The sequence below is a fragment of the Variovorax stachyos genome (assembly GCF_051400855.1).
In the GTDB taxonomy this organism is placed as follows: Bacteria; Pseudomonadota; Gammaproteobacteria; order Burkholderiales; family Burkholderiaceae_C; genus Variovorax.
In genome coordinates this window covers 13,893-36,869 of record NZ_JBLFFN010000001.1, presented here as the reverse complement: position 1 = coordinate 36,869, position 22,977 = coordinate 13,893, and the positions used below count along the sequence as shown (strand labels likewise).

At 68.6% G+C, this 22,977-nt stretch carries 25 protein-coding genes; 9 read left to right on the top strand and 16 right to left on the bottom strand.

What is annotated here, in order from left to right; all coding sequences use genetic code 11:
- Positions 1-32: 32 nt before the first annotated feature.
- Entirely contained in the window at positions 33-428 is a 396-nt protein-coding gene (locus ACMGEZ_RS00190) for a MerR family transcriptional regulator (protein ID WP_436820237.1), read from the bottom strand.
- A gap of 102 nt (positions 429-530) precedes the next feature.
- On the opposite strand from ACMGEZ_RS00190, the gene ACMGEZ_RS00185 reads away from it, so the two are divergent.
- The 6 genes from ACMGEZ_RS00185 (at position 531) to ACMGEZ_RS00160 (ending at position 7,244) form a co-directional block, all read left to right on the top strand.
- Positions 531-1,592, top strand: a complete 1,062-nt coding sequence (locus ACMGEZ_RS00185; protein WP_436820236.1) for an MBL fold metallo-hydrolase — start codon at positions 531-533, stop codon at positions 1,590-1,592.
- Positions 1,589-2,971, top strand: a complete 1,383-nt coding sequence (locus tag ACMGEZ_RS00180; RefSeq protein ID WP_436820235.1) for a leucine-rich repeat-containing protein kinase family protein — start codon at positions 1,589-1,591, stop codon at positions 2,969-2,971. Before ACMGEZ_RS00185 ends, ACMGEZ_RS00180 begins: the two co-directional genes overlap by 4 nt.
- An 8-nt stretch (positions 2,972-2,979) precedes the next feature.
- Positions 2,980-3,873 (top strand): pseudouridine synthase, encoded by an 894-nt coding sequence (locus tag ACMGEZ_RS00175; protein ID WP_436820234.1) that lies wholly within the window; start codon positions 2,980-2,982, stop codon positions 3,871-3,873.
- A gap of 86 nt (positions 3,874-3,959) precedes the next feature.
- Positions 3,960-4,604 carry a response regulator gene (locus ACMGEZ_RS00170; RefSeq protein WP_436820233.1) on the top strand — a complete coding sequence of 215 codons (645 nt, stop codon included), beginning with the start codon at positions 3,960-3,962 and terminating at the stop codon, positions 4,602-4,604.
- Positions 4,597-6,417, top strand: a complete 1,821-nt coding sequence (locus tag ACMGEZ_RS00165) for a sensor histidine kinase (protein ID WP_436820232.1) — start codon at positions 4,597-4,599, stop codon at positions 6,415-6,417. The genes ACMGEZ_RS00170 and ACMGEZ_RS00165 overlap by 8 nt, the downstream gene beginning before the upstream one ends.
- A gap of 56 nt (positions 6,418-6,473) precedes the next feature.
- Positions 6,474-7,244 (top strand): SDR family oxidoreductase, encoded by a 771-nt coding sequence (locus tag ACMGEZ_RS00160; protein ID WP_436820231.1) that lies wholly within the window; start codon positions 6,474-6,476, stop codon positions 7,242-7,244.
- A gap of 108 nt (positions 7,245-7,352) precedes the next feature.
- Here ACMGEZ_RS00160 and ACMGEZ_RS00155 read toward each other — a convergent pair whose 3' ends face one another.
- The 8 genes from ACMGEZ_RS00155 to ACMGEZ_RS00120 all read right to left on the bottom strand — a co-directional run bounded on the left by ACMGEZ_RS00155 (position 7,353) and on the right by ACMGEZ_RS00120 (position 14,787).
- Positions 7,353-8,243, bottom strand: a complete 891-nt coding sequence (locus tag ACMGEZ_RS00155; RefSeq protein WP_436820230.1) for a M48 family metallopeptidase — start codon at positions 8,241-8,243, stop codon at positions 7,353-7,355.
- Positions 8,244-8,254: 11 nt separating this feature from the next.
- Positions 8,255-9,010 carry a lysophospholipid acyltransferase family protein gene (locus ACMGEZ_RS00150; RefSeq protein ID WP_436820229.1) on the bottom strand — a complete coding sequence of 252 codons (756 nt, stop codon included), beginning with the start codon at positions 9,008-9,010 and terminating at the stop codon, positions 8,255-8,257.
- On the bottom strand, positions 9,010-9,585 hold the full coding sequence (gene gmhB, locus ACMGEZ_RS00145) for a D-glycero-beta-D-manno-heptose 1,7-bisphosphate 7-phosphatase (protein WP_436820228.1): 576 nt from the start codon (positions 9,583-9,585) through the stop codon (positions 9,010-9,012). Before gmhB ends, ACMGEZ_RS00150 begins: the two co-directional genes overlap by 1 nt.
- Entirely contained in the window at positions 9,582-10,115 is a 534-nt protein-coding gene (locus ACMGEZ_RS00140) for a DUF6036 family nucleotidyltransferase (protein WP_436820227.1), read from the bottom strand. Before ACMGEZ_RS00140 ends, gmhB begins: the two co-directional genes overlap by 4 nt.
- On the bottom strand, positions 10,112-10,441 hold the full coding sequence (locus ACMGEZ_RS00135) for a hypothetical protein (RefSeq protein WP_436820226.1): 330 nt from the start codon (positions 10,439-10,441) through the stop codon (positions 10,112-10,114). The genes ACMGEZ_RS00140 and ACMGEZ_RS00135 overlap by 4 nt, the downstream gene beginning before the upstream one ends.
- Before the next feature lie 22 nt (positions 10,442-10,463).
- Positions 10,464-12,617, bottom strand: a complete 2,154-nt coding sequence (gene glyS / locus ACMGEZ_RS00130) for a glycine--tRNA ligase subunit beta (RefSeq protein ID WP_436820225.1) — start codon at positions 12,615-12,617, stop codon at positions 10,464-10,466.
- A gap of 68 nt (positions 12,618-12,685) precedes the next feature.
- On the bottom strand, positions 12,686-13,591 hold the full coding sequence (gene glyQ, locus ACMGEZ_RS00125) for a glycine--tRNA ligase subunit alpha (RefSeq protein ID WP_436820224.1): 906 nt from the start codon (positions 13,589-13,591) through the stop codon (positions 12,686-12,688).
- 125 nt (positions 13,592-13,716) lie between these two features.
- Positions 13,717-14,787, bottom strand: a complete 1,071-nt coding sequence (locus ACMGEZ_RS00120) for a type II asparaginase (RefSeq protein WP_436820223.1) — start codon at positions 14,785-14,787, stop codon at positions 13,717-13,719.
- A gap of 167 nt (positions 14,788-14,954) precedes the next feature.
- Here ACMGEZ_RS00120 and ACMGEZ_RS00115 point away from each other — a divergent pair, with 167 nt between their 5' ends.
- A complete protein-coding gene (locus ACMGEZ_RS00115) occupies positions 14,955-15,635 on the top strand; it encodes a TetR family transcriptional regulator C-terminal domain-containing protein (protein ID WP_436820222.1) in 681 nt (226 codons plus the stop codon).
- Between the two features lie 28 nt (positions 15,636-15,663).
- Here the strand turns inward: ACMGEZ_RS00115 and ACMGEZ_RS00110 are convergent, their stop codons facing one another.
- The 7 genes from ACMGEZ_RS00110 to ACMGEZ_RS00080 form a co-directional block, all read right to left on the bottom strand.
- On the bottom strand, positions 15,664-16,890 hold the full coding sequence (locus ACMGEZ_RS00110; RefSeq protein ID WP_436820221.1) for an MFS transporter: 1,227 nt from the start codon (positions 16,888-16,890) through the stop codon (positions 15,664-15,666).
- 11 nt (positions 16,891-16,901) lie between these two features.
- Positions 16,902-17,615, bottom strand: coding sequence for an arsenical resistance protein ArsH (gene arsH / locus ACMGEZ_RS00105; RefSeq protein WP_436820220.1), 714 nt, complete (start codon positions 17,613-17,615; stop codon positions 16,902-16,904).
- The gene (gene arsB / locus ACMGEZ_RS00100; RefSeq protein ID WP_436820219.1) at positions 17,605-18,663 is read right to left on the bottom strand and encodes an ACR3 family arsenite efflux transporter; all 1,059 of its coding nucleotides are present in this window, start codon (positions 18,661-18,663) and stop codon (positions 17,605-17,607) included. The genes arsH and arsB overlap by 11 nt, the downstream gene beginning before the upstream one ends.
- Positions 18,664-18,671: 8 nt before the next feature.
- The gene (locus ACMGEZ_RS00095) at positions 18,672-19,166 is read right to left on the bottom strand and encodes an arsenate reductase ArsC (RefSeq protein ID WP_436820218.1); all 495 of its coding nucleotides are present in this window, start codon (positions 19,164-19,166) and stop codon (positions 18,672-18,674) included.
- Positions 19,167-19,223: 57 nt separating this feature from the next.
- The gene (locus ACMGEZ_RS00090; RefSeq protein WP_436820217.1) at positions 19,224-19,550 is read right to left on the bottom strand and encodes an ArsR/SmtB family transcription factor; all 327 of its coding nucleotides are present in this window, start codon (positions 19,548-19,550) and stop codon (positions 19,224-19,226) included.
- Between the two features lie 78 nt (positions 19,551-19,628).
- The gene (locus ACMGEZ_RS00085; protein ID WP_436820216.1) at positions 19,629-19,919 is read right to left on the bottom strand and encodes a DUF3459 domain-containing protein; all 291 of its coding nucleotides are present in this window, start codon (positions 19,917-19,919) and stop codon (positions 19,629-19,631) included.
- Positions 19,916-21,259 (bottom strand): alpha-amylase family glycosyl hydrolase, encoded by a 1,344-nt coding sequence (locus ACMGEZ_RS00080; protein ID WP_436820215.1) that lies wholly within the window; start codon positions 21,257-21,259, stop codon positions 19,916-19,918. Before ACMGEZ_RS00080 ends, ACMGEZ_RS00085 begins: the two co-directional genes overlap by 4 nt.
- 190 nt (positions 21,260-21,449) lie before the next feature.
- On the opposite strand from ACMGEZ_RS00080, the gene ACMGEZ_RS00075 reads away from it, so the two are divergent.
- Both ACMGEZ_RS00075 and ACMGEZ_RS00070 read left to right on the top strand, forming a co-directional pair.
- Complete coding sequence (locus ACMGEZ_RS00075; protein ID WP_436820214.1) at positions 21,450-22,037, top strand: NAD(P)H-dependent oxidoreductase; 588 nt, start codon at positions 21,450-21,452, stop codon at positions 22,035-22,037.
- A gap of 40 nt (positions 22,038-22,077) precedes the next feature.
- Complete coding sequence (locus tag ACMGEZ_RS00070; protein WP_436820213.1) at positions 22,078-22,935, top strand: creatininase family protein; 858 nt, start codon at positions 22,078-22,080, stop codon at positions 22,933-22,935.
- Positions 22,936-22,977: the final 42 nt, after the last annotated feature.

Below are 22,977 nucleotides of genomic sequence, written 5' to 3'. Positions count from 1 at the left end.
GTGCATAGTGAGTGAGGGACGATGATGAGGCCTCAGCGGGCCTTCGGCTTGGCGGCGCGAGTCAGGGCGGCGCGGGCCTGCTTCTCCTGCGCGCGGATCTCGGCGAGATTGGTCTGCATTTCCTCGAGCTGCGCCTCGAGCTGGGCGCGGTGGCTGCCGAGCACGCCGAGGAAGCGCTGCAGCTGCGGCACGGTGTCGCGCGGGCTGTCGTACATGTCGAGGATTTCCTTCACCTCGTTGAGCTTCAGGCCCAGGCGCTTGGCCCGCAGCGTGAGCGCGAGCCGCGTCCGGTCGCGCGCGGTGTAGACGCGCTGCTGCCCGGCACGCTCGGGGGCGAGCAGGCCCACGTCCTCGTAGAAGCGGATCGCCCGCGTGGTGAGGTCGAATTCGCGGGCGAGTTCGCCGATGGTGAAGGTCTGCGAGGACATGGGTAGGGCGGTTGGTCAATTGCGCGGGCGACAGCGGCTTCGGGCCTGACTACCTACAATGATGGGTCTTCCCCATGACGTTTACGTTAACGTCAATCCTACATGAACTTGCTCGAACGCGAACTCCACTACCCCCACGGCGACACGCTGCCCGCGCCGGGCCGGACCTTCGAAGTGGCGCCGGGCGTGCGCTGGCTGCGCATGGCGCTCCCCTTCGCGCTAGACCATATCAACCTCTGGCTGCTGCGCGACAACATCGACGGTGCAGAGGGCTGGACGGTGGTGGACTGCTGCATCGCGCACGAGGCCTCGCGCGCGCAGTGGGAGCAGGTCTTCGCGAACGAGCTCGAGGGCCTGCCGATCCTGCGCGTGATCGTGACGCACATGCACCCTGACCACATCGGGCTGGCCGACTGGCTCTGCCAGCGCTGGAACGCGCCGCTGTGGATCAGCTCGACCGACTACCACGTCGCACGCGTGCTCACCAGCAACGGCGACACGCTGGCCGGCGGCGATGCTGCGGCGGACTTCTTCGTCTCGCACGGCATGGTTGATGCCGAGGCGCTTGCGGTCATCCGCGGTCGCAACAGCTACTACGCCGACATGGTGCCGTCGGTGCCGGCGAGTTTCGTGCGCATGCTCGACGGCGACACGGTCCGCATCGGCGGGCGTGCCTGGCGCTGCATCGGCGGCTACGGGCACGCGCCGGAGCACATCTCTCTGTACTGCGAGGAGCTCAATGCCTTGCTGGGAGGCGACATGATGCTGCCGCGCATCTCCACCAACGTGAGCGTCCATGCGGGTGAGCCCGAGGCCAACCCGCTGCGCCTGTTCCTCGACAGCATCGAGCGATTCAACGCGCTCCCGGCCGACGCGCTGGGCTTGCCCTCGCACGGCAAGCCATTCACCGGCATCCACCAGCGCGTGAAGCAGCTGCAGGACCACCACCGCGACCGCCTGGCCGAGCTGCTGGAGGCCTGCGCGGCCAAGCCGCTCACTGGCGCGGAAGGGCTGCCGGTCCTGTTCAAGCGTGCGCTCGATGTCCACCAGACCACCTTCGCCCTTGGCGAGACCGTGGCGCACCTGCACCTGCTGTGGTTCGAGGGACAGCTGCAGCGGCGCAAGGGCGAGGACGGCGCCTGGCGCTTCGGCGTGTTCTCATGACCGCCGCTCGGCCACCCGGAGGTGGTCGCATCGCAGCCGAAGGTGCAGCGAGGCCGACAACCACGCTGGATCAACTGCGTGGCGGGCAGCTGGCGGGGGCACGGCGCCTTGCGCTGCGCTGCGGCTTGACCGAGTTTCCGCCCGAAATCTTCGCCCTGGCCGACACGCTGGAGGAGCTCGAGCTCTCGGGCAATGCACTGTCGGCGCTGCCCGAGGACCTCGGCCGGCTGCACCGGTTGCGCGTGCTCTTCTGCTCGAACAACCGCTTCACCGAACTGCCCGCTGCGCTGGGCCGGTGCAGCAGCCTCGACATGGTCGGCTTCAAGGCCAACCGCATCCGTACGGTGCCGGCCGAGGCGCTGCCGCCCGCGCTGCGCTGGCTGATCCTGACCGACAACGAGATCGATGCGCTGCCGCCTGCCATCGGCGGCTGCACCCGGCTGCAGAAGTTGATGCTCGCCGGCAATCGCCTCCAGACCCTGCCGGCCGAACTGGCCGCCTGCCGCGCACTGGAACTGCTGCGCATCTCGGCCAATCGCCTCGAGGCCCTGCCGGATTGGCTGACCGCCCTGCCCCGGCTCGCCTGGCTGGCTTTCGCAGGCAACCCCTTCGACGACCGCGCCGAGACGGCGGCGGTGGAGGCGGCGGCCATCCCGACGGTCGGCTGGCGGCACCTGTCGCTGCGCGACAAGCTGGGCGAAGGCGCCTCCGGCGTGATCTACCGCGCCGACTGGGAACAGGAAGACGGCAGCGTTCGGCCGGTGGCCGTGAAGCTGTTCAAGGGCGAGGTGACCAGCGACGGCTGGCCGCACAGCGAGATGGCAGCCTGCATCGCCGCCGGCGCACATGCGAACCTGATCGCGGTCGAGGGCCGGGTCCAGGACCACCCCGAGGGCACATCGGGCTTGGTGCTGGCGCTGGTGGACCCGCGCTTTCGCAACCTGGCCGGGCCGCCGAGCCTGGATTCGTGCACCCGCGACGTCTATGCCGATGGCGCCTGGCCGGTGACAACCGCCCTGCGGCTGGCCCGCGGCATCGCCTCGGCCGCCGCGCAGCTGCACGCGCGCGGCATCGTGCATGGCGACCTCTACGCCCACAACATCCTGTGGGACGGCGGGGGCAACGGCCTGCTGGGCGACTTCGGTGCCGCCTCCTTCCTGCCGCCGGACAACGCGGATCAGGCCCTCGCGCTGCAACGCATCGAGGCGCGCGCCTTCGGCCTGCTGCTCGGGGAGCTGCGCTCGCGCTGCCGCCCGGCGGACGATGCGGAACGTGCCGTGCTGGAACGATGGGCCGAGCTCGAAAGGCGCTGCACGCAGCCGGAGGCAGCGGCGCGTCCGCGGCTGGGCGAGATCGCCTCGGCCCTTGCCGCCGCCTGAGGCCCGCCATGCCCGCCGCCCCGCTGCCCACCCGCGATGGCGTCGGCCCGAGCCGCGTCGCCCTGCCGCCCGGCCCCTGGGCCACCATCGCCGAGTTCCTGTGCGAGCGCTTCGCGGCCATCCCGCGTGCCGCGTGGGAAGCGCGCATGCGGGCGGGCGATGTGGTGGACGAGCACGGCGTCCCCCTCACGACGAGCCGGCCGTATCAGCCGCGGCTGCATGTCTTCTACTACCGCTCGCTGGACAACGAGCGGCCCGTGCCCTTCGAAGAGACAGTGCTGTTCCGGGACGAGCATCTGCTGGCGGTGGACAAGCCGCACTTCCTGACCGTGGCGCCGGTGGGCAAGTATGTGCAGCAGAGCCTGCTGGTGCGTCTGCAGCGCAAGCTGGGGTTGGACCAGCTCGCGCCCCTGCACCGGATCGACCGCGAGACCGCCGGCCTGGTGCTGTTCTCGGTCCAGCCGGCCACGCGCCATGCCTACCATGCGCTGTTCGCCGCGCGCGCCATCACCAAGGGCTACGAGGCCATCGTGCCGTGGCAGGGCACGCCGGCTCTGCCCGCCGTGCGCCGCAGCCGCCTGGTCGACGACACGCATTTCATGCGCATGCGCGAGGTGGCGGGCGAGCCCAACGCCGAGACCCGCTTCGAGCTGCTGGAGGCCCGTGACGGCTGGGCCCGGCTGCATCTTTCCCCGCTGACAGGCCGCCGCCATCAGCTGCGCGTGCATTGCGCCGCGCTGGGCCTGCCGATCCGCCACGACGCCCTCTACCCCGCGCTGCTGCCGGAGGGCGCCGACGACTTCGACCGCCCGTTGCAGCTGCTGGCCAGGTCACTGGCCTTTCGCGACCCGCTCGACGGGCGGCCGCGCGTCTTCGAAAGCCTTCGCTCGCTCGCCTTGTGAGCGAGCCTCGCGGCTCCCGACAAACCCGCTTCGACCAAAGTCGAAGGTCGTTCAATCCGGGCCTGTTCTGATGAATACTCCCGTCGATGAACGTACTGATGATCGACGACCACGTGATGTTCCTGCAGGGCATGAAGAACCTGCTGAGCGTCCTGGTGCCTGAACTGCGCGTGGAGACCGCGGGCGACATGAGCACTGCGATCAAGCTGGTGGAGCTGGCCGAGTTCGACCTCGTGCTGCTGGACTGGCACCTGGCCGACTGCAACGGCGAAGAATCGATTCGCCGGCTGCGCGACGCCGGCTGCATGGCTCGCATCGTGGTGCTGTCGGGCGACACCAACGCCACCATGATCCGCAACACGGTGGACCTGGGCGCGGGCGGCTTCATCCCCAAGAAGTACAGCTCGGAAATGATGGTCGCGGCCCTCCAGCAGGTGCTGGCCGGCCGCATCTTCCTGCCGCTCGAAACCCTCAACGCGGCCCCACCGCCGGCGGTGGAAGGCGCTGCGGCGGCCGACCACGACCCGCGGCTCGCCGGCCTCACCCCGCGCCAGATGGACGTCTACCGCGCGGCGGCGCGCGGCCTGCCCAACAAGCTGATCGCGCGCCAGCTCGATATCGCCGAATCCACCGTCAAGGCCCACCTCACCGCGGTCTACACCGCGCTTGGCGTACGCAACAGGACCGAGGCCGCTTACCAAGCCTCGCGCGAGGGCATGCGCATTGACTGAAGCCATCTCGGTCTCGATGCCCCTGGCCGCGGCCTCGCGCGAGGCGCGTATCGAGCAGCGCGTGCTGGAGCGCCGGCTGCAGCTGATCCTCCAGTACTCGCGGCGCCTGCCGCTCAACTACCTGGGCTACATCCTGGTCGCGTTCATCGTCTGGCGCCAGGGCGTGGAATTCTGGCCGTGGGCCTGGCTGGTGATGACCGGCGCCGTGATGGTGTATCGCTGGCGCATGGGCCTGGCGGTGGAACGCGCCGAGCCGGACACCCAACTGCAGTACCTGCCGCGGCTGCTGCGGGGCTTCGACTACAACGGCGTTTCGACCGCGACCATCGTTCCCTTCGCCTTCCACGCACCGGGGGACTTCGCGCCGATGGCAGTGGCCGCGGTGCTGATGGCCGGCTGCACCATCGGCGCCGCCTCGGTGGCGGGCTCGCAGCGCGCCTTCGTCGGCTTCTGCACCCTCACCTTCTGTTTTCTTGCCGGCGGCTGGGCCTGGCGCGGCGGCGCCATCGGCTACATGTTCGCGGCCGGCATCCTGCTCGTCTATTTCATGCTGCTGGCCACCGTGAAGGACCAGGGCCGCATGCTGAACAAGCTCATGAACGTGCTCGACGACAACGCCGTGCTGTCCGAGGCCGTGCGCCAGGAGCGCGACCGCGCCACCGCCGCCAGCGAGGCCAAGACCCGCTTCTTCGCGGCCGCGAGTCATGACCTGCGCCAGCCCCTGCACGCGCTGTCCATCAACGCGACCACGCTCGACATCCTGGCGCGCCGCTCGCCCGACCCGCTGCTCAGGGAGGTCAGCCGCGGCATCGGCAGCGCGCTGCGCCAGAGCAGCGGCCTGCTCGACGGCCTGCTGGACATCTCGCGCCTGGACGCCCACACCATCGAGGCCCGGTTTGCGCCGCACGAGATCGGCGCCGTGCTGCGCGCCTCGCGGGACGAGTACGCAGCGCTGGCGGCGCAGCAGGGGCTCTTTCTGAAGGTGACGGTGCCGCAGACGCCGCTCTGGGGGCTGACGGATGCCGACCAGCTGATCCGCATCGTCGGCAATCTGGTGAACAACGCGATCAAGTTCACCAGCCGCGGCGGCGTCACGTTGTCGGCCGAAGCCGCCGCCGATGGCCGGGTACTGGTGCGGGTGAGCGATACCGGCCCCGGCATTCCGGAGAACGAGCGCGAGCGGGTGTTCGAGGAGTTCTACCAGATCGGCAATCCCTCGCGCGACCGCAGCCAGGGGCTGGGCCTCGGCCTGGCGATCGTGCGACGCACGGCCGAGCTGCTGAAGATCGAGATCGGCCTGGACAGCGAACCCGGCCGCGGCACCACCTTCACCCTGCACCTCCCCGCCGCGGTGCCGATGGACGAGACCCGTCCCGAAGTCGCGTCCACCCAGGCGCGCGCCTCCGACGGCACGCGCCTTGCGGTGCTGCTGGTGGACGACGAAGCCGAGGTGCTGTCCGCGATGTGCACTTACCTGCACCAGCTGGGTTGGTCGGTGAAGGGTGTGTCCACCGGCGCCAAGGCGCAGCAGGCGCTGGCCGACGGCTTCGAGCCCGACGTGATGGTCGTGGACTACCGCCTGCGCGAAGAAACCGGCCTGGACGTGATCGCACGCGTGCGCCAGCAACGGCCGGCGCTGCCGGCGGTGATCGTGACCGGCGAGACCGCGCCCTCGCGCTTCCGCGAGTTCTCGACCGTGGCGGCGCGCGTCCTGCACAAGCCGCTGGACGGCGACAAGCTCGCTCGCACGCTGCAGGAGGTGGTGCGGGCGCTGGACGAAGACGAAGCGCCGGAGCCGGTGGCGCCAAGGTGACGCCCGGCGGCGCCCGCGCGCACTAAGCTTGTTTCAAACCTCAGGAGACACAGCGCATGGACACCACCCGACTCTTCTCTCTTGCCGGCCGCACCGCCCTCGTCACCGGCGGCTCGCGCGGCATCGGCCGCATGATCGCCGAGGGCTTCCTGGCCCAGGGCGCGCGCGTCTACATCTCGGCACGCAAGGCCGAGGCCTGCGACCGGACGGCGCAGGAGCTCTCCGCTTTCGGCCCCTGCATCTCGCTGCCGGCCGACGTCTCGACCGTCGAAGGCGCCCACGCGCTGGTCCAGGCCTACGCCAGGCACGAGAGCACGCTGGACATCCTGGTCAACAACGCCGGCGCTGCCTGGGGCGCGCCCTACGAGGAGTTCCCCGAAAGCGGTTGGGACAAGGTGGTCGACCTCAACCTCAAGACCCCCTTCTTCCTGACCCAGGCGCTGACGCCGATGCTCAGGAAGGCGGCCACCGATCACCTGGCGAAGGTGATCAACATCGCCTCGATCGATGGCATCTCGGTCAATCCGCAGGAAACGTACTCGTACGCGGCAAGCAAGGCCGGGCTGATCCAGCTCACGCGCCGCATGGCATTGCGCCTGGCGCAGGAGCGCATCGTCGTCAGCGCGATCGCGCCAGGCGCCTTCGCCTCCGACATGAACAAGGTCGCGCGCGACCACGGCGACGAGATCAAGGGCCGCATTCCGGCCGGTCGCATCGGCGAGCCGGAGGACATGGCGGGGGCGGCGATCTACCTGGCCTCACGTGCGGGCGACTACGTGATGGGCTCGACGCTGGTGGTCGATGGGGGCGTCACGCACGCGCGCTGAGGTAGCTCCTTCCCCTCCGGGGGAAGGTTGGGATGGGGGCAGGCGCTCGATGGAAGCGCCGTGTGCCCCCGCCCCTGCCCCCCCCCCGGAGGGGAGGGAGAAAAGACATCACCACTTAGGAACAGGCTGCTCCTTGAGTTGCTGCCGCAAATCGTCGTAGTTCGGTACCACCGTCTCCACGGTTTCCCAGAAACGCGCACTGTGGTCCATCACGCGCAGGTGGGCCAGCTCGTGGGCGACCACGTAGTCGATCACCGGCAGCCGGAAGTGCACCAGGCGCCAGTGCAGGCGGATCGCGCCGTCGACGCGGGCGCTACCCCAGCGCGTCGAGGCGTTCGACAGCGTCAGCTTGTTCCAGGACACGCCGAGGCGCGGCGCGAAGTGGTCCAGGCGCTCGGTGAAGATGCGCCGTGCCTGGCGCATCAGCCAGGCCTGCGCGGCATCCTGGATCTGGGTCGGGCTGGCATTCTTCGCGAGCGCCAGGCGCAGGATGCGCGCCTGCGCGCCGACACCCGCATCGAGCATCGCGCCCACGCCTTCGAAGTGGTGGTGCGGATCGAGCCGCACCACCACCGGCTCGCCCAGGAACGGAAAGCTCACGCCGTCCCGCCACTCGATGCGCGCCGCCTCCAGCCTGGCATGGCGCTGCTGCGTCTCGGCCAGCTTGCGCAGGATCCAGTCGGCCTTTTCCTTCACCGCGGCATCGACGTCGCGCAGTGCCACCCAACGCGGCGCGCGCACTGTCAAGCCCTCGGCGCCGACGATGAATCCGATGGTCCGGCGCTTGCCGCGCGTGAACTCGTAGGCCACGCGGGCATTGCCCAGCCTGAGCTCGCGCGTGGCGCGCGGATGGACGAAGCTGGCCGGGCTCATCGCCTCGGCCAAGGGGATCGCGGGAGGCGCGGCGCTCTCCACAGGCGCCGGTGGGGCCGGCGCAGGGGCCGGCGGTGGTACCGGCGCGTCGAACAGGTCGAGCGTGAATTGCAGCAGGCTGCGCATGATGCCTGTCCTCAGGCCGACACCGTCTCCACCGAGACGTAGGCCTCGGGGTCGAGCCGGCGCATCTCGCCCTCGATCCAGGCCTCGACCTCGCGCATCAGCTCGTCGGGCTTGCGCCCGACGCTGGGGATGGCAGGGCCGATGGAGACATCCACCACGCCGGGGCGCTTGATGAAGGCCTTGCGCGGCCAGACCTTGGCCGAGGTCACCGCAATGGGAACCACCGGCACCCCGGTCTCGCAGGCTAGCCGTGTGCCGCCGGTCTTGTAGATCCCCTGCTGCCCGCGCGGGATGCGGGTGCCTTCCGGGAACATGATGATCCAGATGCCCTGCGCCAGCAGCGCGCGGCCCTGCGCGACCACCTTGTTGAAGGCCTGGGTGCGCTGGCTGCGGTCGATGTGGATCATGTCCAGCCGCGCCATCGCCCAGCCGAAGAAGGGCACGTAGATGAGCTCCTTCTTGAACACGTAGGCCAGCGGATGCGGCATCAAGGTCGGCATCAGGAAGGTCTCGAAGGTCGACTGGTGCTTCACCAGCAGGACGCAGCCGGCGAGCTTGTCCTGCGGCAGGTTCTCCATGCCGGTGACGCGCGTCTCGATGCCCAGCAGCACGCGGGCGCCGCCGATGGCCCAGCCGAGCCAGCGCGCCGCCATCCAGTACAGCGGGATGCCGCGCTTCCACAGCGAGCTGACCACCATGATCATCCCCCATGGCACCACGGTGACGAGCATCCACAGGGCGTGGACGATGGATCGGAGGAGGGACATCAGACGGCCAGGTTGAGTGCGTTGCGCTCTTCGCGCTCCAGCAGGAAATCGACGAAGGCCGCCAGGTCTTCGTGCACGCGCGTTTGCGGCGGGTATTCGGGCGGCAGCGGCACCCCGCGGCAGGCCGCGCCCATGCCGGTCAGCAGCAGGTGCGGCTCGCACCCCGCCGCCGCGCCCGCCAGCATGTCGCGCAGGCTGTCGCCGGCGGTCGGCACGTTGGCGAGATCCACGCCATAGCGCTCGGCGATCTGGAGGAACAGGCCCGGCTTGGGCTTGCGGCATTCGCAGTTTTCGTCGGGGCTGTGCGGGCAATAGAACACCGCATCGACGCGCCCGCCCACCGCCGCCAGCATCTTGTGCATCTTGGCGTGCATCGCGTTGAGCGAGGCGACGTCGAACAGCCCGCGGCCGAGGCCGGACTGGTTGGAGGCGATCACCACATGCCATCCCGCATGGTTGAGCCGCGCCACCGCCTCGAGCGCGCCGGGCAGCGGCGTCCACTCGATGTCGCTCTTGACGAAGTCCTCGCGGTGCACGTTGAGCGTGCCGTTGCGATCGAGGATGACGATTTTCATGAGGACTTCTTCGCTTCAATCTGGCGACGATCGAGCCATTGGCCGATGTGCGTCAACGGATAAGTCGCCCCATCCAGCATCGCGATGCGCTCCTTCAAGATGGATTCGGACACCAACCCATGCCTCAGCAGCTCGCGAACGAAATCGGCGTCCTTCTCGCGTCCGGCCACGCATTTGGACACCGTTAAGTCGTGGAGATCAGGACAGATCGCCGTGATGTCCCCGATGTAGTGAAGACTCGCGCGACTCATCCAATCCGCGGGCATGACCGCTGTCTCTGGACGTACACCGTCTGCGAAGTAGCCAAAGGTCTCATGGAAGCTGGAATGCATGCCGATGGCACCGTCGATCAGATCGGCGCGTTCAGGATGAAGCGCCGGATACAGATCGACTTCGCGCGAGACCAGCAGCGATTCAGGGGGCTTGTCGATGAGGAGCAAGACCGCTTGGCTTCCGACGACCACCATGGAGTTCTCGCTCGCAATGGCCGCCGAAGCCCGCAGCACGTGCTTGAGCTCGTCAAGGTTCATCGCGCATCGGCTTGTTCGCGTGCCCGTTCCAGCAGCACCAGCCGATCGTGCTGATCGACGAGGCTGCCCAAGGGCGAGACGCTTCGCATCAGCGTCGCATGATCCGACTCGGCGAGGACGGCCCGCTCCAACTCGGGGAGCTCCGCATCGAGCAACTGCTCCCATTCCACCCAGAGCGGGTCCGACCGGCTTTCACCGGCCCGCGCGCGCCAGCGCTTCAAGGTTTCGCATGCTCGCGCGCGCAGCGCTGGTTCGCGACGCAGCGCAGCAATGGCCTGACGATGCAGGGCCAAGGAAAACTGATCCAGTTGCAGCTGCCGGTTCATGGCAAGAATTATTGAGCCGATTTCACGCCGCCAGCCGCTCCAGCTGCGCCACCCGGTTCATGGCCCGGTGCAGCAGCATCAGCAGCCCCAGGCGGTTGAGCCGCAGGTCGGACTGGTCGGCATTGACCATCACGTCATCGAAGAAGGCGTCGACTGGTCCACGCAGCGCAGCCAGGGTCTGCAGCGAGGCGGTGTAGTCGCCGGCTTCGAACTGCGCATTGGCGGTGGGCAAGATCTTCTGCATGGCAGCGTGCAGCGCCTTCTCGGCCGGCTCCTGCAGCAGCAGCTCGCTCACGTGCGCATCGGCTTCGGGCGATTTCTTGAGGATGTTGCCGATGCGCTTGTTGGCCGCGGCCAGTGCCGCTGCCTCGGGCAGGGCCGCAAAGGCGCGCACGGCGGCCAGCAGCTTGGGCACCTCGCCCAGGCACTGCGGCGCGGGCGCCAGCACCGCCTCGACTTCCTGCGCGCTGGCCCCCTGCTCGCGCAGGCTGCCGGCCAGGCGGTCGTAGATGAAGGCTTCGAGCGCCTCGGTCGGGTCGACCAGCGGATGGTCGCCGGCCTTGGGCGCGTTGAAGGCGGCATAGGCCTGGCCGATCAGGTCGCGCACGCCCAGCGGCAGCTGGCGCTCGGTCAGCATGCGGATCACGCCCAGCGCGTGGCGGCGCAGCGCGAAGGGGTCGCGGTCGCCGGTCGGCAGGTTGCCGATGCCGAACATGCCCACGAGCGTCTCGAGCTTGTCGGCCAGGGCGGCCACGATGCCGACCGGGCCACGCGGCAGTGCGTCGCCGGCGAAGCGGGGCTTGTAGTGGTCCTCGATCGCATCGGCCACGGCATGCTCGAGGCCGTCGTGCAGCGCGTAGTAGCGGCCCATGATGCCCTGCAGCTCGGGGAACTCGCCGACCATGTCGGTCACCAGGTCGGCCTTGGCGAGCTGGGCCGCCTGCACCGCGCGGCGGGCCAAGGTCGGGTCGCTCGAAGCCGCGCCCAATTGCTCGCCGATGGCGTGCGCGATGCGCATGACGCGCTCCACGCGCTCGCCCTGCGTGCCGAGCTTGTTGTGGTAGACCACCTTGCCCAGCGACTCGACGCGCGAAGCGAGTGACTTCTTGCGGTCCTGGTCGAAGAAGAACTTGGCGTCGGCCAGCCGCGGGCGCACCACGCGTTCGTTGCCGCCGATCACGGCGCTGGCGTCTTCGGGTCGGATGTTGCTGACCACCAGGAACTTGTTGGTGAGCCGCCCGGCGGCATCGAGGAGCGGAAAGTACTTCTGGTTGGCCTTCATCGTGAGGATGAGGCATTCCTGCGGCACGCCGAGGAACTCGCGTTCGAATTGGCAGACCAGCACGTTGGGGCGCTCGACCAGTGCAGTGACTTCGTCGAGCAGCGCCTCGTCGTCGATCGGCTGCGTGCCGACACCGGCCGACAGCGCGGCCTCGGCCAGCTGGCGCGCGATTTCGAAGCGGCGCGCCTCGAAGCCGGCAATCACCGCGCCTTCTTCCTCCAGCTGCACGGCATAGCTGTTGGCGTCGCGCAGCACGATCGGGTCGCGCTGGGCCTCGAAGCGGTGGCCATGGGTCTCACGCCCCGCCTGGAGGCCCAGCGCTTCGACCGGCACCACGGTATCGCCATGCAGCGCGACCAACCCGTGCGCCGGACGCACGAAGCTCACGCTGGTCCACCCGGGCAACGCGCAGCCGGCTTCGAGCTGGTAGCTCATGACCTTGGGAATCGGCAGCTTCGCGATGGCTTCGGCCAGTGCCTTCTGCAGGCCCTCGGTCAGCGTCGCGCCCTTGGCGCTGCTGTCGAAGAACAGGGCCTCGGCCTTGCCATCCATCGCGCGGCGCAGGCCGGGCACGGCAGTGGCATCGGTGCCCAGCGCGGCCAGCTTCTTGAGCAGCGCCGGCGTCGCCTGGCCGGCGGCATCGAGCCCCACGGCCACCGGCATCAGCTTCTGCGAGACCGCGCGGTCGGCGGCCTGCGCGCCGACGTTGGTGAGGTGTGCCGCCAGCCGCCGCGGAGAGGCATAGGCCGTGAGGACCGAGCTCACGTCGGCCAGGCCCTGGGCCACCAGTTGGTCGCGCAGCACACCGCCAAAGGCGTCGCCCAGCTTCCTGAGCGCTTTCGGTGGCAGTTCCTCGACGAACAGTTCGACGAGCAGGTTGTTCTTTGTGGTCATCAGTAGGCAACCTCCGCGCTACGCGCTGCGGTGCTATTCGACTTGGGAGCGGCCCGGCGTCTCATCGCTCAGGCCGCCTTCTTCGTCATCTCGGCCACCCACTCGCGCGGCGCCAAGGGGAAGCCGAGGCGTTCACGGCTTTCGTAGTAGCTCTGCGCCACGCTGCGCGCGAGGTTGCGGATGCGGCCGATGTAGGCCGCGCGCTCGGTCACGCTGATGGCGCCGCGTGCATCCAGCAGGTTGAAGCTGTGGGCCGCCTTGAGCACCTGCTCGTAGGCCGGCAGGGCGAGCTTCTGCTCCATCAGGTGTTTCGCCTGCTTCTCGTGCGCGGCGAAGGCGGTGAACAGGAAGTCCGCGTCGCTGTGCTCGAAGTTGTAGGTCGACTGCTCGACCTCGTTCTGGTGGTACACGTCGCCATAGCTGATGCCGGGCGCCCATTGCAGGTCGAAGATGCTTTCCTTGCCCTGGATGTACATGGCCAGGCGTTCCAGGCCGTAGGTGATCTCGCCCGTGATGGGCCGGCAGTCGATGCCGCCGACCTGCTGGAAGTAGGTGAACTGCGTCACCTCCATGCCGTTAAGCCAGACCTCCCAGCCCAGGCCCCACGCGCCGAGCGTGGGGTTCTCCCAATCGTCCTCGACGAAGCGGATGTCGTTCTTCTTCAGGTCGAATCCCAGCGCCTCGAGCGAGCCCAGGTAGAGCTCGAGGATGTTGGCCGGCGCGGGCTTCAGCACGACCTGGTACTGGTAATAGTGCTGCAGCCGGTTCGGGTTCTCGCCGTAGCGTCCGTCCTTGGGCCGCCGGCTGGGCTGCACGTAGGCGGCCTTCCAGGGCTCCGGGCCGAGCGCGCGCAGGAAGGTCGCGGTGTGCGAGGTGCCGGCCCCCACCTCCATGTCGTAGGGTTGCAGCAGCGCGCAACCCTGGGCGTCCCAGTAGGACTGCAGCTTGAGAATGATTTGTTGGAAGGTGAGCATCTTGGGGGGGTGGCTGTTCGAGTCTTCGACACAGCGAACCGGGCATTTTAAGAGCGCCCGGATGGACGGCGGCCGCAGGGCTTGCGCCGCTGCGGCCGTCGGGCAAGGCGGGAAGCCCCGCGGGTTCAATACTCCCAGAAGATCCTTTGCAATTCCTTCGGGTCGTTGGTCCTGGTCAGCGCCACCATCGCGAGGATGCGCGCCTTCTGCGGCTTCAGGTCGTGCGCCGCCACCCAGTCGTACTTGTCGTCGGGCTGCTCGGCATTGCGCAGCACGAAGCCGTCGGGCACGCGGGAGCTGCGGATGATCTGCACGCCGTCGCCGCGCAGCTTCTGCAGCACGGGCACGATGCGGTCGGCCACCGAGCCGTTGCCGGTGCCGGCATGGACCAGCGCCTTGACACCGCTCTTGGCGAGCGCATCGATGGCCGTGGGGGGCACGCTGCCGTAGCCGTAGACGATGTCGACAGCGGGCAAGGCCGTGATCTCGTCGATGTTGAATTCCGACTGGGTGGTGTGGCGCTTCACCGGCGCGCGGAACCAGTAGTTCTTGCCCTCGACGATCATGCCCAGCGGGCCCCACTGGCTCTTGAAGGCTTCGGTCTTGATGTTGACCACCTTGCTGACGTCGCGGCCGCTCTGGATCTCGTCGTTCATGGTCACCAGCACGCCCTTGCCGGACGCGTCCTTGCTGGCGGCGACGTTGACGGCGTCGTACAGGTTGAGCGCGCCGTCGGCCGACAGCGCCGTGCCCGGGCGCATCGAGCCGACCACCACGATGGGCTTGGAGGTGCGCACCACCAGGTTGAGGAAATAGGCGGTCTCCTCCAGCGTGTCGGTGCCGTGGGTGATCACGATGCCGTCGACGTCGGCCTGCTTGGCGAGCGCCGAGACGCGCTTGGCCAGCACCATCAGGTTGTCGTTGGTGAAGCTCTCCGAGGCGATCTGGAACACCTGCTCGCCGCGCACGTTGGCGACCTTGGAGATCTCGGGCAGGCCGGCGATCAGCTTGTCGACCGGCACCTTGGCAGCGGCATAGGTGGCGCTGTTGGCGGCCGAGGCGCCGGCGCCGGCGATGGTGCCGCCGGTCGCGAGGATCACGACGTTGGGCTGTGCCTGCTGGGCATGGGCGATGGCGGCGGCGGCCGTCAACGCCGCGGCGGCTGCGAAGGCACGGAAGCGGGGGGCAAAAAACATGGGGGCTCCTGTTGGCGTGAAGAATTTCACGAAGCGCAAGGACGATACCGGAAGCCCGCGGCACCGTCTCGCGCGCCAAATGCTTCCTGCGCATGGGGCAATGCCGGCGGCCGAGGCAGCCAGGGACGAAGCGCTACCATCGCCCACGCGGCAGCGCCGCCCCACCCATGAGCAGTCCCACCATTCCCGCCGCGGCCGGGCCGGCGCAGCAGATGCCGGCCCCCGAAGGCCCGCTGTCGCGCGCACGACCGGGCCGCGAGCGCATCCTGGCCGCCATTCGCAGCGCGGCCATCGCCGAGTTCAGCCTGCACGGGCTCAAAGGCACTTCCACCCAGGCGATCGCGGCGCGCGCCGGCCTGACCAAGCCGCAGCTGCACTACTACATCGCCGGCAAGGAGGAGCTCTACGAGGAGCTGCTGATGCAGGTGCTGCACGACTGGAAGGTGGTGTTCGCCTTCGAGGAGCACGCCAGCGCGCCGGGGCCGGTGCTCGAGGACTACATCCGCAAGAAGCTGGACCATGCCTTCGACAACCCCGAGATCTCGCGCATCTTCACCCGCGAAGTGCTGGACGGCGGGCGCAACCTGCAACGCTACTGGCCGAACGCACGCGCCTGGACGCAAAAGAAGGTGGACATCATCAACGGCTGGATCGCGCGCGGCCAGATGCGGCCGCTGGACGCGCGCCTGCTGCTGATGCACATCTGGGCCATGACCCAGAGCTACGCCGACTACGCCCTGCAGACGCGGGTGATGCTGGGCCTGCCGCCCGATGCGCCGATCGAGCGCGAGCCGATCGCGCGCGAGCTGGTCGCCTTCGTGCTGGGCGGCTGCGGGATCGAGCGCTGATTCGCCGCGCCGGCCGTGCCGGCGCGACTCAGCGGTTGGCGACGGCATCCTCCACCGGCCTCGAGTCGGCCGATCGCCGCGCCGGTGCCGGCGGCAGCTTCATGGCCAGCAGGGCGGCGCAGGCCGACAGGCCGAGGCCGGCGGAGAGCCAGAGCGCGCCGGCACCCCAGCGCTCCAGCGCCAGGCCGAACAGGAAGGGCGCACCGGCCTGCACGATCCGCGCCGGCACCATCAGGAGGCCCTGGCGCTGCCCATAGCCCTGGGGCCCGAAGATCAGCAAGGGCAGCGTGCCGATGGCGATGGTCAGGATGCCATTGCCCAGGCCGTGCAGCACGGCGAAGGCCGCCGCTGCCTGCATGCCGAACAGCCCGAGGCACAGCGCACCCAGCGGGTGCGCCAGGGTGGCCAGGCGCGCCGACAGCAGCGGGTGCGCACGCTTGAGGAAGCCGAACTCGATCAACCGGCCCGCTACCTGTGCCGGCCCCACCAGGGCCGCGATCGACACCGCCAGCGCGAGCGTCGCCCCGCCGGCGAGCAGCAGCCGCGGCAGATGGGCGGCCATCGCGGTGCTGACGAACCAGGTGACGGCGAAGACGTAGGCCATGATCCAGCCCGCCCGGCGCTGCTGCGCCGGCGTGAGGGCAGCGGTGCGGCCCTGCTCGGCCTTGCCGTCCTCCGCCTGGATCGCGTGCGCCGCAGGCGGCCGCGGCAGCAGCGCGTTCAGCGGGAGGCCGAGGACCAGGTGCAGTCCGGCCCAGGCCAGGCATGCGCCTCGCCATCCCGCGACATCCTCGAGCCAGGCCGAGAGCGGCCAGCCCACCGTGCTCGCGAAGCCTGCCAGCAGCGTGATACCCGTGATCGCGCCGCGCGCATCGCGCCCATGCAGGCGCACTGCCGTCGCGAACGCGGCCTCGTACAGCCCGCTGCCCATCCCGACGCCGAGCAGGAGCCAGGCCGCGAAGACATGGACGGCATGGGTCGCCAGCGCGAGCCCGGCCAGGCCCGCGGCGAACACCAGGTTGCTCGCGACCAGCACCGGCCGGCCGCCGAAGCGGTCGATCGCGCGCCCCGCCCAGGGCCCGGTCGCCGCGGACACGATGAGCGCGAGGGAAAAGGCCGCGAAGATCGTGGAAGCGGAAACGCCGAGCTCGGCGCCCATGGGCCCGGCGAGGACCGCGGGGAGGTAGTAGGAGGAAGCCCAGGCGAGCGTCTGCGCCACGCCGAGCATCAAGGTGGTGGTGCGGCGGCCGGGCAAGGCTTTCCCGCTCAGAGGCTGCGCTGGTTGACGCGCGTCGAGAGCGCTGCTGCACTCTCCCGCCGTTCGCTGTAGCGGTCGACCAGGTAGCCGGCGCAGTCGCGCGTCAGCAGGGTGAACTTGACCAGTTCCTCCATCACATCGACCACGCGCTCGTAATAGGGCGACGGTTTCATGCGCCCATCTTCGCCGAATTCGAGGAATGCCTTTGCAACCGAGGACTGGTTCGGGATCGTGATCATGCGCATCCAGCGGCCCAGCACGCGCATCTGGTTGACCGCATTGAAGGACTGGGAGCCGCCGGACACCTCCATCACCGCGAGCGTCTTGCCCTGCGTGGGCCGGACCGCGCCGATCGACAGCGGGATCCAGTCGATCTGCGCCTTCATGATCCCGGTCATCGCACCGTGGCGCTCGGGCGAGGTCCAAACCATGCCTTCGGACCATTGCGCCAGTTCGCGCAGCTCGCGAACTTTCTTGTGGTCTTCCGGCGCGTCGTCGGGCAGCGGCAGTCCGCGGGGATCGAAGATCCGGGTCTCCGCTCCCATGGCACGCAGCAGGCGGGCGGCTTCCTCGGTCAGGAGCCGGCTGTAGGAGCGCTCCCGCGCCGAGCCGTAGAGCAGCAGGATCCGAGGCGCATGCGCGGAACGCTGCGGCGGGATCAGCTGATCCAGGCCGGGTCTGTCGAACAGGGCGGGGTCGATGTTCGGAAGCTCAGGACTCATACCAGCCCCGCGATGCATTCACCACCTTCACCACCGCCAGCATGATCGGCACCTCGATCAGCACGCCGACCACGGTTGCCAGTGCGGCGCCGGAATGAAAGCCGAACAGGCTGATGGCCGCGGCCACGGCCAGTTCGAAGAAGTTCGAGGCACCGATCAGCGCCGACGGGCAGGCAACGTTGTGCTTCTCGCCGAGCTTTCGGTTCAGCCAATAGGCCAGCCCGGAGTTGAGGATGACCTGGATCAGGATCGGCACGGCCAGCATCGCGATGACGAGCGGCTGCCTGAGGATCGCCTCGCCCTGGAACGCGAAGAGCAGCACCAGGGTCAGCAGCAACGCCGCGATGGACCACGGGCCGATGCGATGCAGGGCGCGCTCGAAGGCCGCCGGGCCGGCGCGCAGGAGCCGCCGGCGCAACAGCTGCGCGAAGATCACCGGCAGCACGATGTACAGCGCCACCGAGGTGATCAACGTGTCCCAGGGCACGGTGATGGCGGACAGGCCCAGCAGCAGCCCGACGATGGGCGCGAAGGCGAACACCATGATGGTGTCGTTCAACGCGACCTGCGACAGGGTGAAGACCGGATCGCCGCCGGTCAGGCGGCTCCACACGAAGACCATGGCCGTGCAGGGTGCCGCGGCCAGCAGGATCAGGCCGGCGACGTAGCTGTCGAGCTGCTCGGGCGGCAGGTAGCCCGCGAAGACCTGGCGCACGAACAGCCACGCCAGGAAGGCCATCGAGAAGGGCTTGACGGCCCAGTTGATGAACAGCGTGACGCCGATGCCGCGCCAATGCTGCTTCACCTGCCCGAGCGCCGCGAAGTCGACGCGCAGCAGCATCGGGATGATCATCACCCAGATCAGCACGCCCACCGGGATGTTCACGCGCGCGACTTCAAGCCGCCCGACTGCCTGGAAGGCGGCGGGGAACAATTGCCCAAGCGCAATGCCCGCGACGATGCACAGGAACACCCAGAGGGTCAGGTAGCGTTCGAAGACGCTCATGGAGGCCGCGCCCGGCGGCCGGGTTTCGATCACTGCGCTCATGGAGGGCTTCAACGCTTGCCGATCTCGCGCACCTCGTGCTGGATGGCCATGTGCTCCAGCTTGTCGAGCGGCAAGGAAAGCATGAACTCGACGCGTCGCTTCAGCGTCACGGCTGCATCCATGAAGGCCCGCTTTTTCTCTTCATCGCTGCCTTCCGCTGCAGCCGGATCCGGCAAGCCCCAGTGGGCCGTGACCGGTTGGCCGGGCCAGAAAGGGCAGACTTCGCCGGCCGCCTGGTCGCAGACCGTGATGACGAAGTCCATCTTCGGTGCGCCATCCTTGGCGAATTCGTCCCAGCTCTTGCTGCGGTAGTCCGCGTCGGGGACGTGGAGGGTGCGCAGGGTCGCCACGGCGAGCGGGTGCACTGCGCCCTTCGGCTGGCTGCCGGCGGAGAAGGCCTTGAACCTCGAGCGGCCGAGGTGGTTGGTCAGGCCTTCTGCAATGATCGAGCGGGCGGAGTTGCCCGTGCAGATGAAAAGCACGTTGTGGATCGTATCGGTCATGGATGGGATGGTCGAAGTGGGGAACGGGATGGGAGCGCGCTTCAAGGGTTCTCCCTTTCAGCAGCTGTTGCAGGCGGCCGCGCCCTCGGGAAGACAGGCCTCCCCCTGGCAACAGTTCTCGGTGAGGTAGCCCAGCAGGGCGGTCATGCGATCGAAGGCGGCGCGGTAGATCAGGTTGCGGCCCTGGCGCTCCTGCGACACCAGGCCGGCGTTGACGAGTTCCTTCAGGTGAAAGGACAGGCTGGTCGCGGGCACCTCAAGCGCCTCGACCAGTGCGCCGGGGGTCAATCCCTCGGGACCGGCGACGACCAGGCTGCGGAACACTCGCAGCCGAACCGGCTGGGCAAGAGCGCCAAGCGCTCGTACGACGTCGTTTTCTTCCATAGTTCAATCATAGTTGAATGATTGGATCTAAAAGGCAATCGGTTGTTGAAAGCTCAAATGCCACCCTGTCGGGGGGTCTCAGGCGAGGCTGACGATGAGCCCTTCATGGCCTTCGCATGGCATGGCCCCATCCATCGGCGTGGCGTGAGGCGCCTGCGTGGTGGCGTGAAGCACGTCGGCACGGCACCCGCCGGGAAGCGGCACCATCTGCCGCTTCTCACCCAGATTCAGCAGCACGAGCAGGCGGCGGTCTCGAAAGCGTCGGGTGTAGCCGAGCACCGTGCCGGCCGAGAACGGATCTTCGAGCACGCCGTCGCGCAGCGCCGGGTCCGATCGGCGCAGCAGGATCAGTTCCCGGTAGAGCGTCAACAGCGAGCCGGCATCGCCGCGCTGCGCCGCGACGTGCAGTGCTCGAAGTCCTCCGCGAGCGGCAGCCAGGGCTGCCCCTGCGTGAAGCCTGCGTTGGCACTCGCGTCCCATTGGATGGGCGAGCGCTGCGGATCGCGGTCCAGGCCCCAGCCGGGCACCAGGCGCTCGAAAGGGTCGTGCACCTCGTCCACCCGGGCTCCACGCATGCCGATTTCCTCGCCGGCATAGAGGATGGCAGTGCCCGGCAAGGTGAGCAGCAACATGGCCACGACACGCAGGTGCTCGGGACCGCGCAGGTCGCGCATGCGCTTCTTGTCGTGGCCGCCCACCACCCAGTCCGGCCAGCCATGCGCAGGCACCAGCTTGAAGTAGTCCTCCAGCATCCTGCGCACCGCTTCGGCTTCCCAGGGCACGTCGAGCAGCCCGTAGTTGAGCGGCAGGTGCAGGATCGGCCGCTGCGCACTTCCGTAGAAATCGGCGATGCGGTCGCCCGAGGTATCCACCTCGCCGAGCAGCACGCGGTCTCCGAAAGGCTCGACGGCGTGGCGCAGTTCGGCGAGCCAGTCCAGCACTTCGGGCCGGTAGTTGGTGTAGACGCGCTTGTACCGCTCCGGCGGCGGCGCTTTCTCCGCCTCGGGGTTGGGCGGGTCGTTCCGCAGGTACCGGTCCTCGGCCAGCACGGCGGCCGCATCGATGCGGAAGCCGTCGACCCCGCGCCGCAACCAGGTGCACATCACTTCGCACATCGCCGCGCGCACGTCGGGGTTGCGCCAGTTCAGATCGGGCTGCTCCTTCAGGAAGGCGTGGTAGTAGTACTGGCCCGTAGCCTCGTCCCAGGCCCAGGCGCTGCCTCCGAAGCGGCTGAGCCAGTTGTTGGGCGGCCCTCCGTCCGGAGCGGGATCGGCCCAGACGTACCAGTCGCGCTTGGCACTCGAACGCGAAGCGCGCGAATCCTGGAACCAGGGGTGCCGGTCCGAGGTGTGGTTGGGCACGAAGTCGAGGATGAGCCGGATTCCACGCGCATGGAGCAGGGCCAGCAGGCGCTCGAAATCCTCGAGCGTGCCGAAAACCGGGTCGATGCCGGTGAAGTCCTCGATGTCATAGCCGAAGTCCTTCATCGGCGAGGGATGGACGGGGCCGAGCCACACCGCCTCCACCCCGAGCCATGAGAGATGGTCCAGGCGCGCGGCGATTCCGGGCAGATCGCCCTTGCCGTCACCGTCGCTGTCCTGGAAGGAGAGCGGGTAGACCTGATAGATCAGCGCGTGGCGCCACCAGGGCGGCGCGGCGTCCTGCGGCGCAGGAGGCATCTGCTGGAGCTCGAATCGGGCGGGTTTCATCGGCGGGTCTTGGTAAAGCGAGTGTCGCTTCCGCAGGGCAATCGGCGTGCCGGTGCCAATCGCCGAGCCCCATCGCGACCGCACGCAAGGGGTCCGAATCAGCCGAACGTTCACCATTCCGGTGCGCCACAGCTGGCACATCGCTTGCGTAACCTGACCACTTGCTCTGATTAAGCGGTCAAAAATCCCCATGCGCGTGCTCGTCGTCTACTGCCACCCGGTCGAAACCAGCTTCCATGCGGCCCTGCACCACGAAGTGGTGCGCAACCTGAAGGCCGCGGGGCACGAGGTGGACGACCTGGATCTCTATGCCGAGGGTTTCGACCCGGTCCTCTCGCGCGAGGAGCGCCTGGGCTACCACGAGGTGCCGGGCAACCAGCTGCCGCTCATGCCCTACATCGAGCGCCTGCGCCGGGCCGAGGCGATCGTCTTCTGCTTCCCGACCTGGTGCTTCGGCCTGCCCGCGATGCTCAAGGGCTACTTCGACCGCCTGTTCATGCCCGGCGTCGCTTTCGACCTGAGCGATCCCGCCAACGTCAAGCCGATGCTGACCCACATCAAGCGCATCTCGGCCGTGGTGACCTATGGTCGGCCGCGCTGGGTTGCCTGGTACATGGGCGACCCGCCGCGCAAGATCGTGACGCGCTACATGCGGCGCCTCACCGGCCCCCAGGCGCGCGTGGACTACCACGCCCACTACCACATGAACGTGGCAACCGAGCCCCAGCTCAAGCGCTTCCTGCAGCGCGTAGGCCAGGCGATGGCGCGCTTCGCCTGAGCCCCTCCTCCTTCTCACCACGCTCCACCACGAGGCCTCCATGCTGCACGGCTACATCCCGCCCCACCGCTTCCTGCCCTATCTGAGCTGGACCGAGATCGACGCGCTGCCCGACCGCGAGAACACGGTGATCGTGCTGCCCTGCGGCGCGATCGAACAGCACGGTCCGCACCTGCCGTGCTCGGTAGACAGCGTGATTGCCTCCGGCGTGATGGGCAAGGCGCTCGAGCGCCTGCCGCCCGAGGTGCGCGCCTTCGCGCTGCCGACGATCACCTACGGCAAGTCGGAGGAGCACCTGCACTTCCCCGGCACCATCACGCTCACCGGCACCACCCTGCTCGCGACCGTGACCGAGATCGGCGAATCGGTCTACCGGGCGGGCTTTCGCAAGCTGCTCTTCGCCAACGGGCACGGCGGCCAGCCCCAGGTGCTGGAGATGGCGGCGCGCGAGCTGCGGCTGCGCCATGGCGACTTCATCATCGTGCCGCATGGCGTCTCGCGCCTGCCCAATGCGTCGAGCAAGCAGATCAGCGAGCAGGAGAAAAGGCTCTCGATGCACGCCGGCCATTCCGAAACCGCGCTGATGCTGGCACTGGCGCCCGATACGGTGCACATGGAGCACGCGGCGGCCAACTTCCCGCCACCCTTCCCGATCAAGCTGCTGTCGGCCGATGGCCGCCCGGCCTGCGCATGGACCGCGCGTGACTTCGGGCCCAGCGGCGTGATCGGCGACCCCACCAGCGCCACGCGCGAGCAGGGCGAGGAGATCCTCGACACGCTGGCAGCCAGCTGGGTGCAGGCGCTGACCGAGCTGCATGCCCTGCGCTGGGTGGTGCGGGAGGAAGCGACCTGGGAGCGGGGGCACCAGCGAGGCTTCATCCAGTCCGTTGCGGCCTGAGGCGCGCTCCTTGCAACCGCCACTTTTTCTTCAACCTTTCCT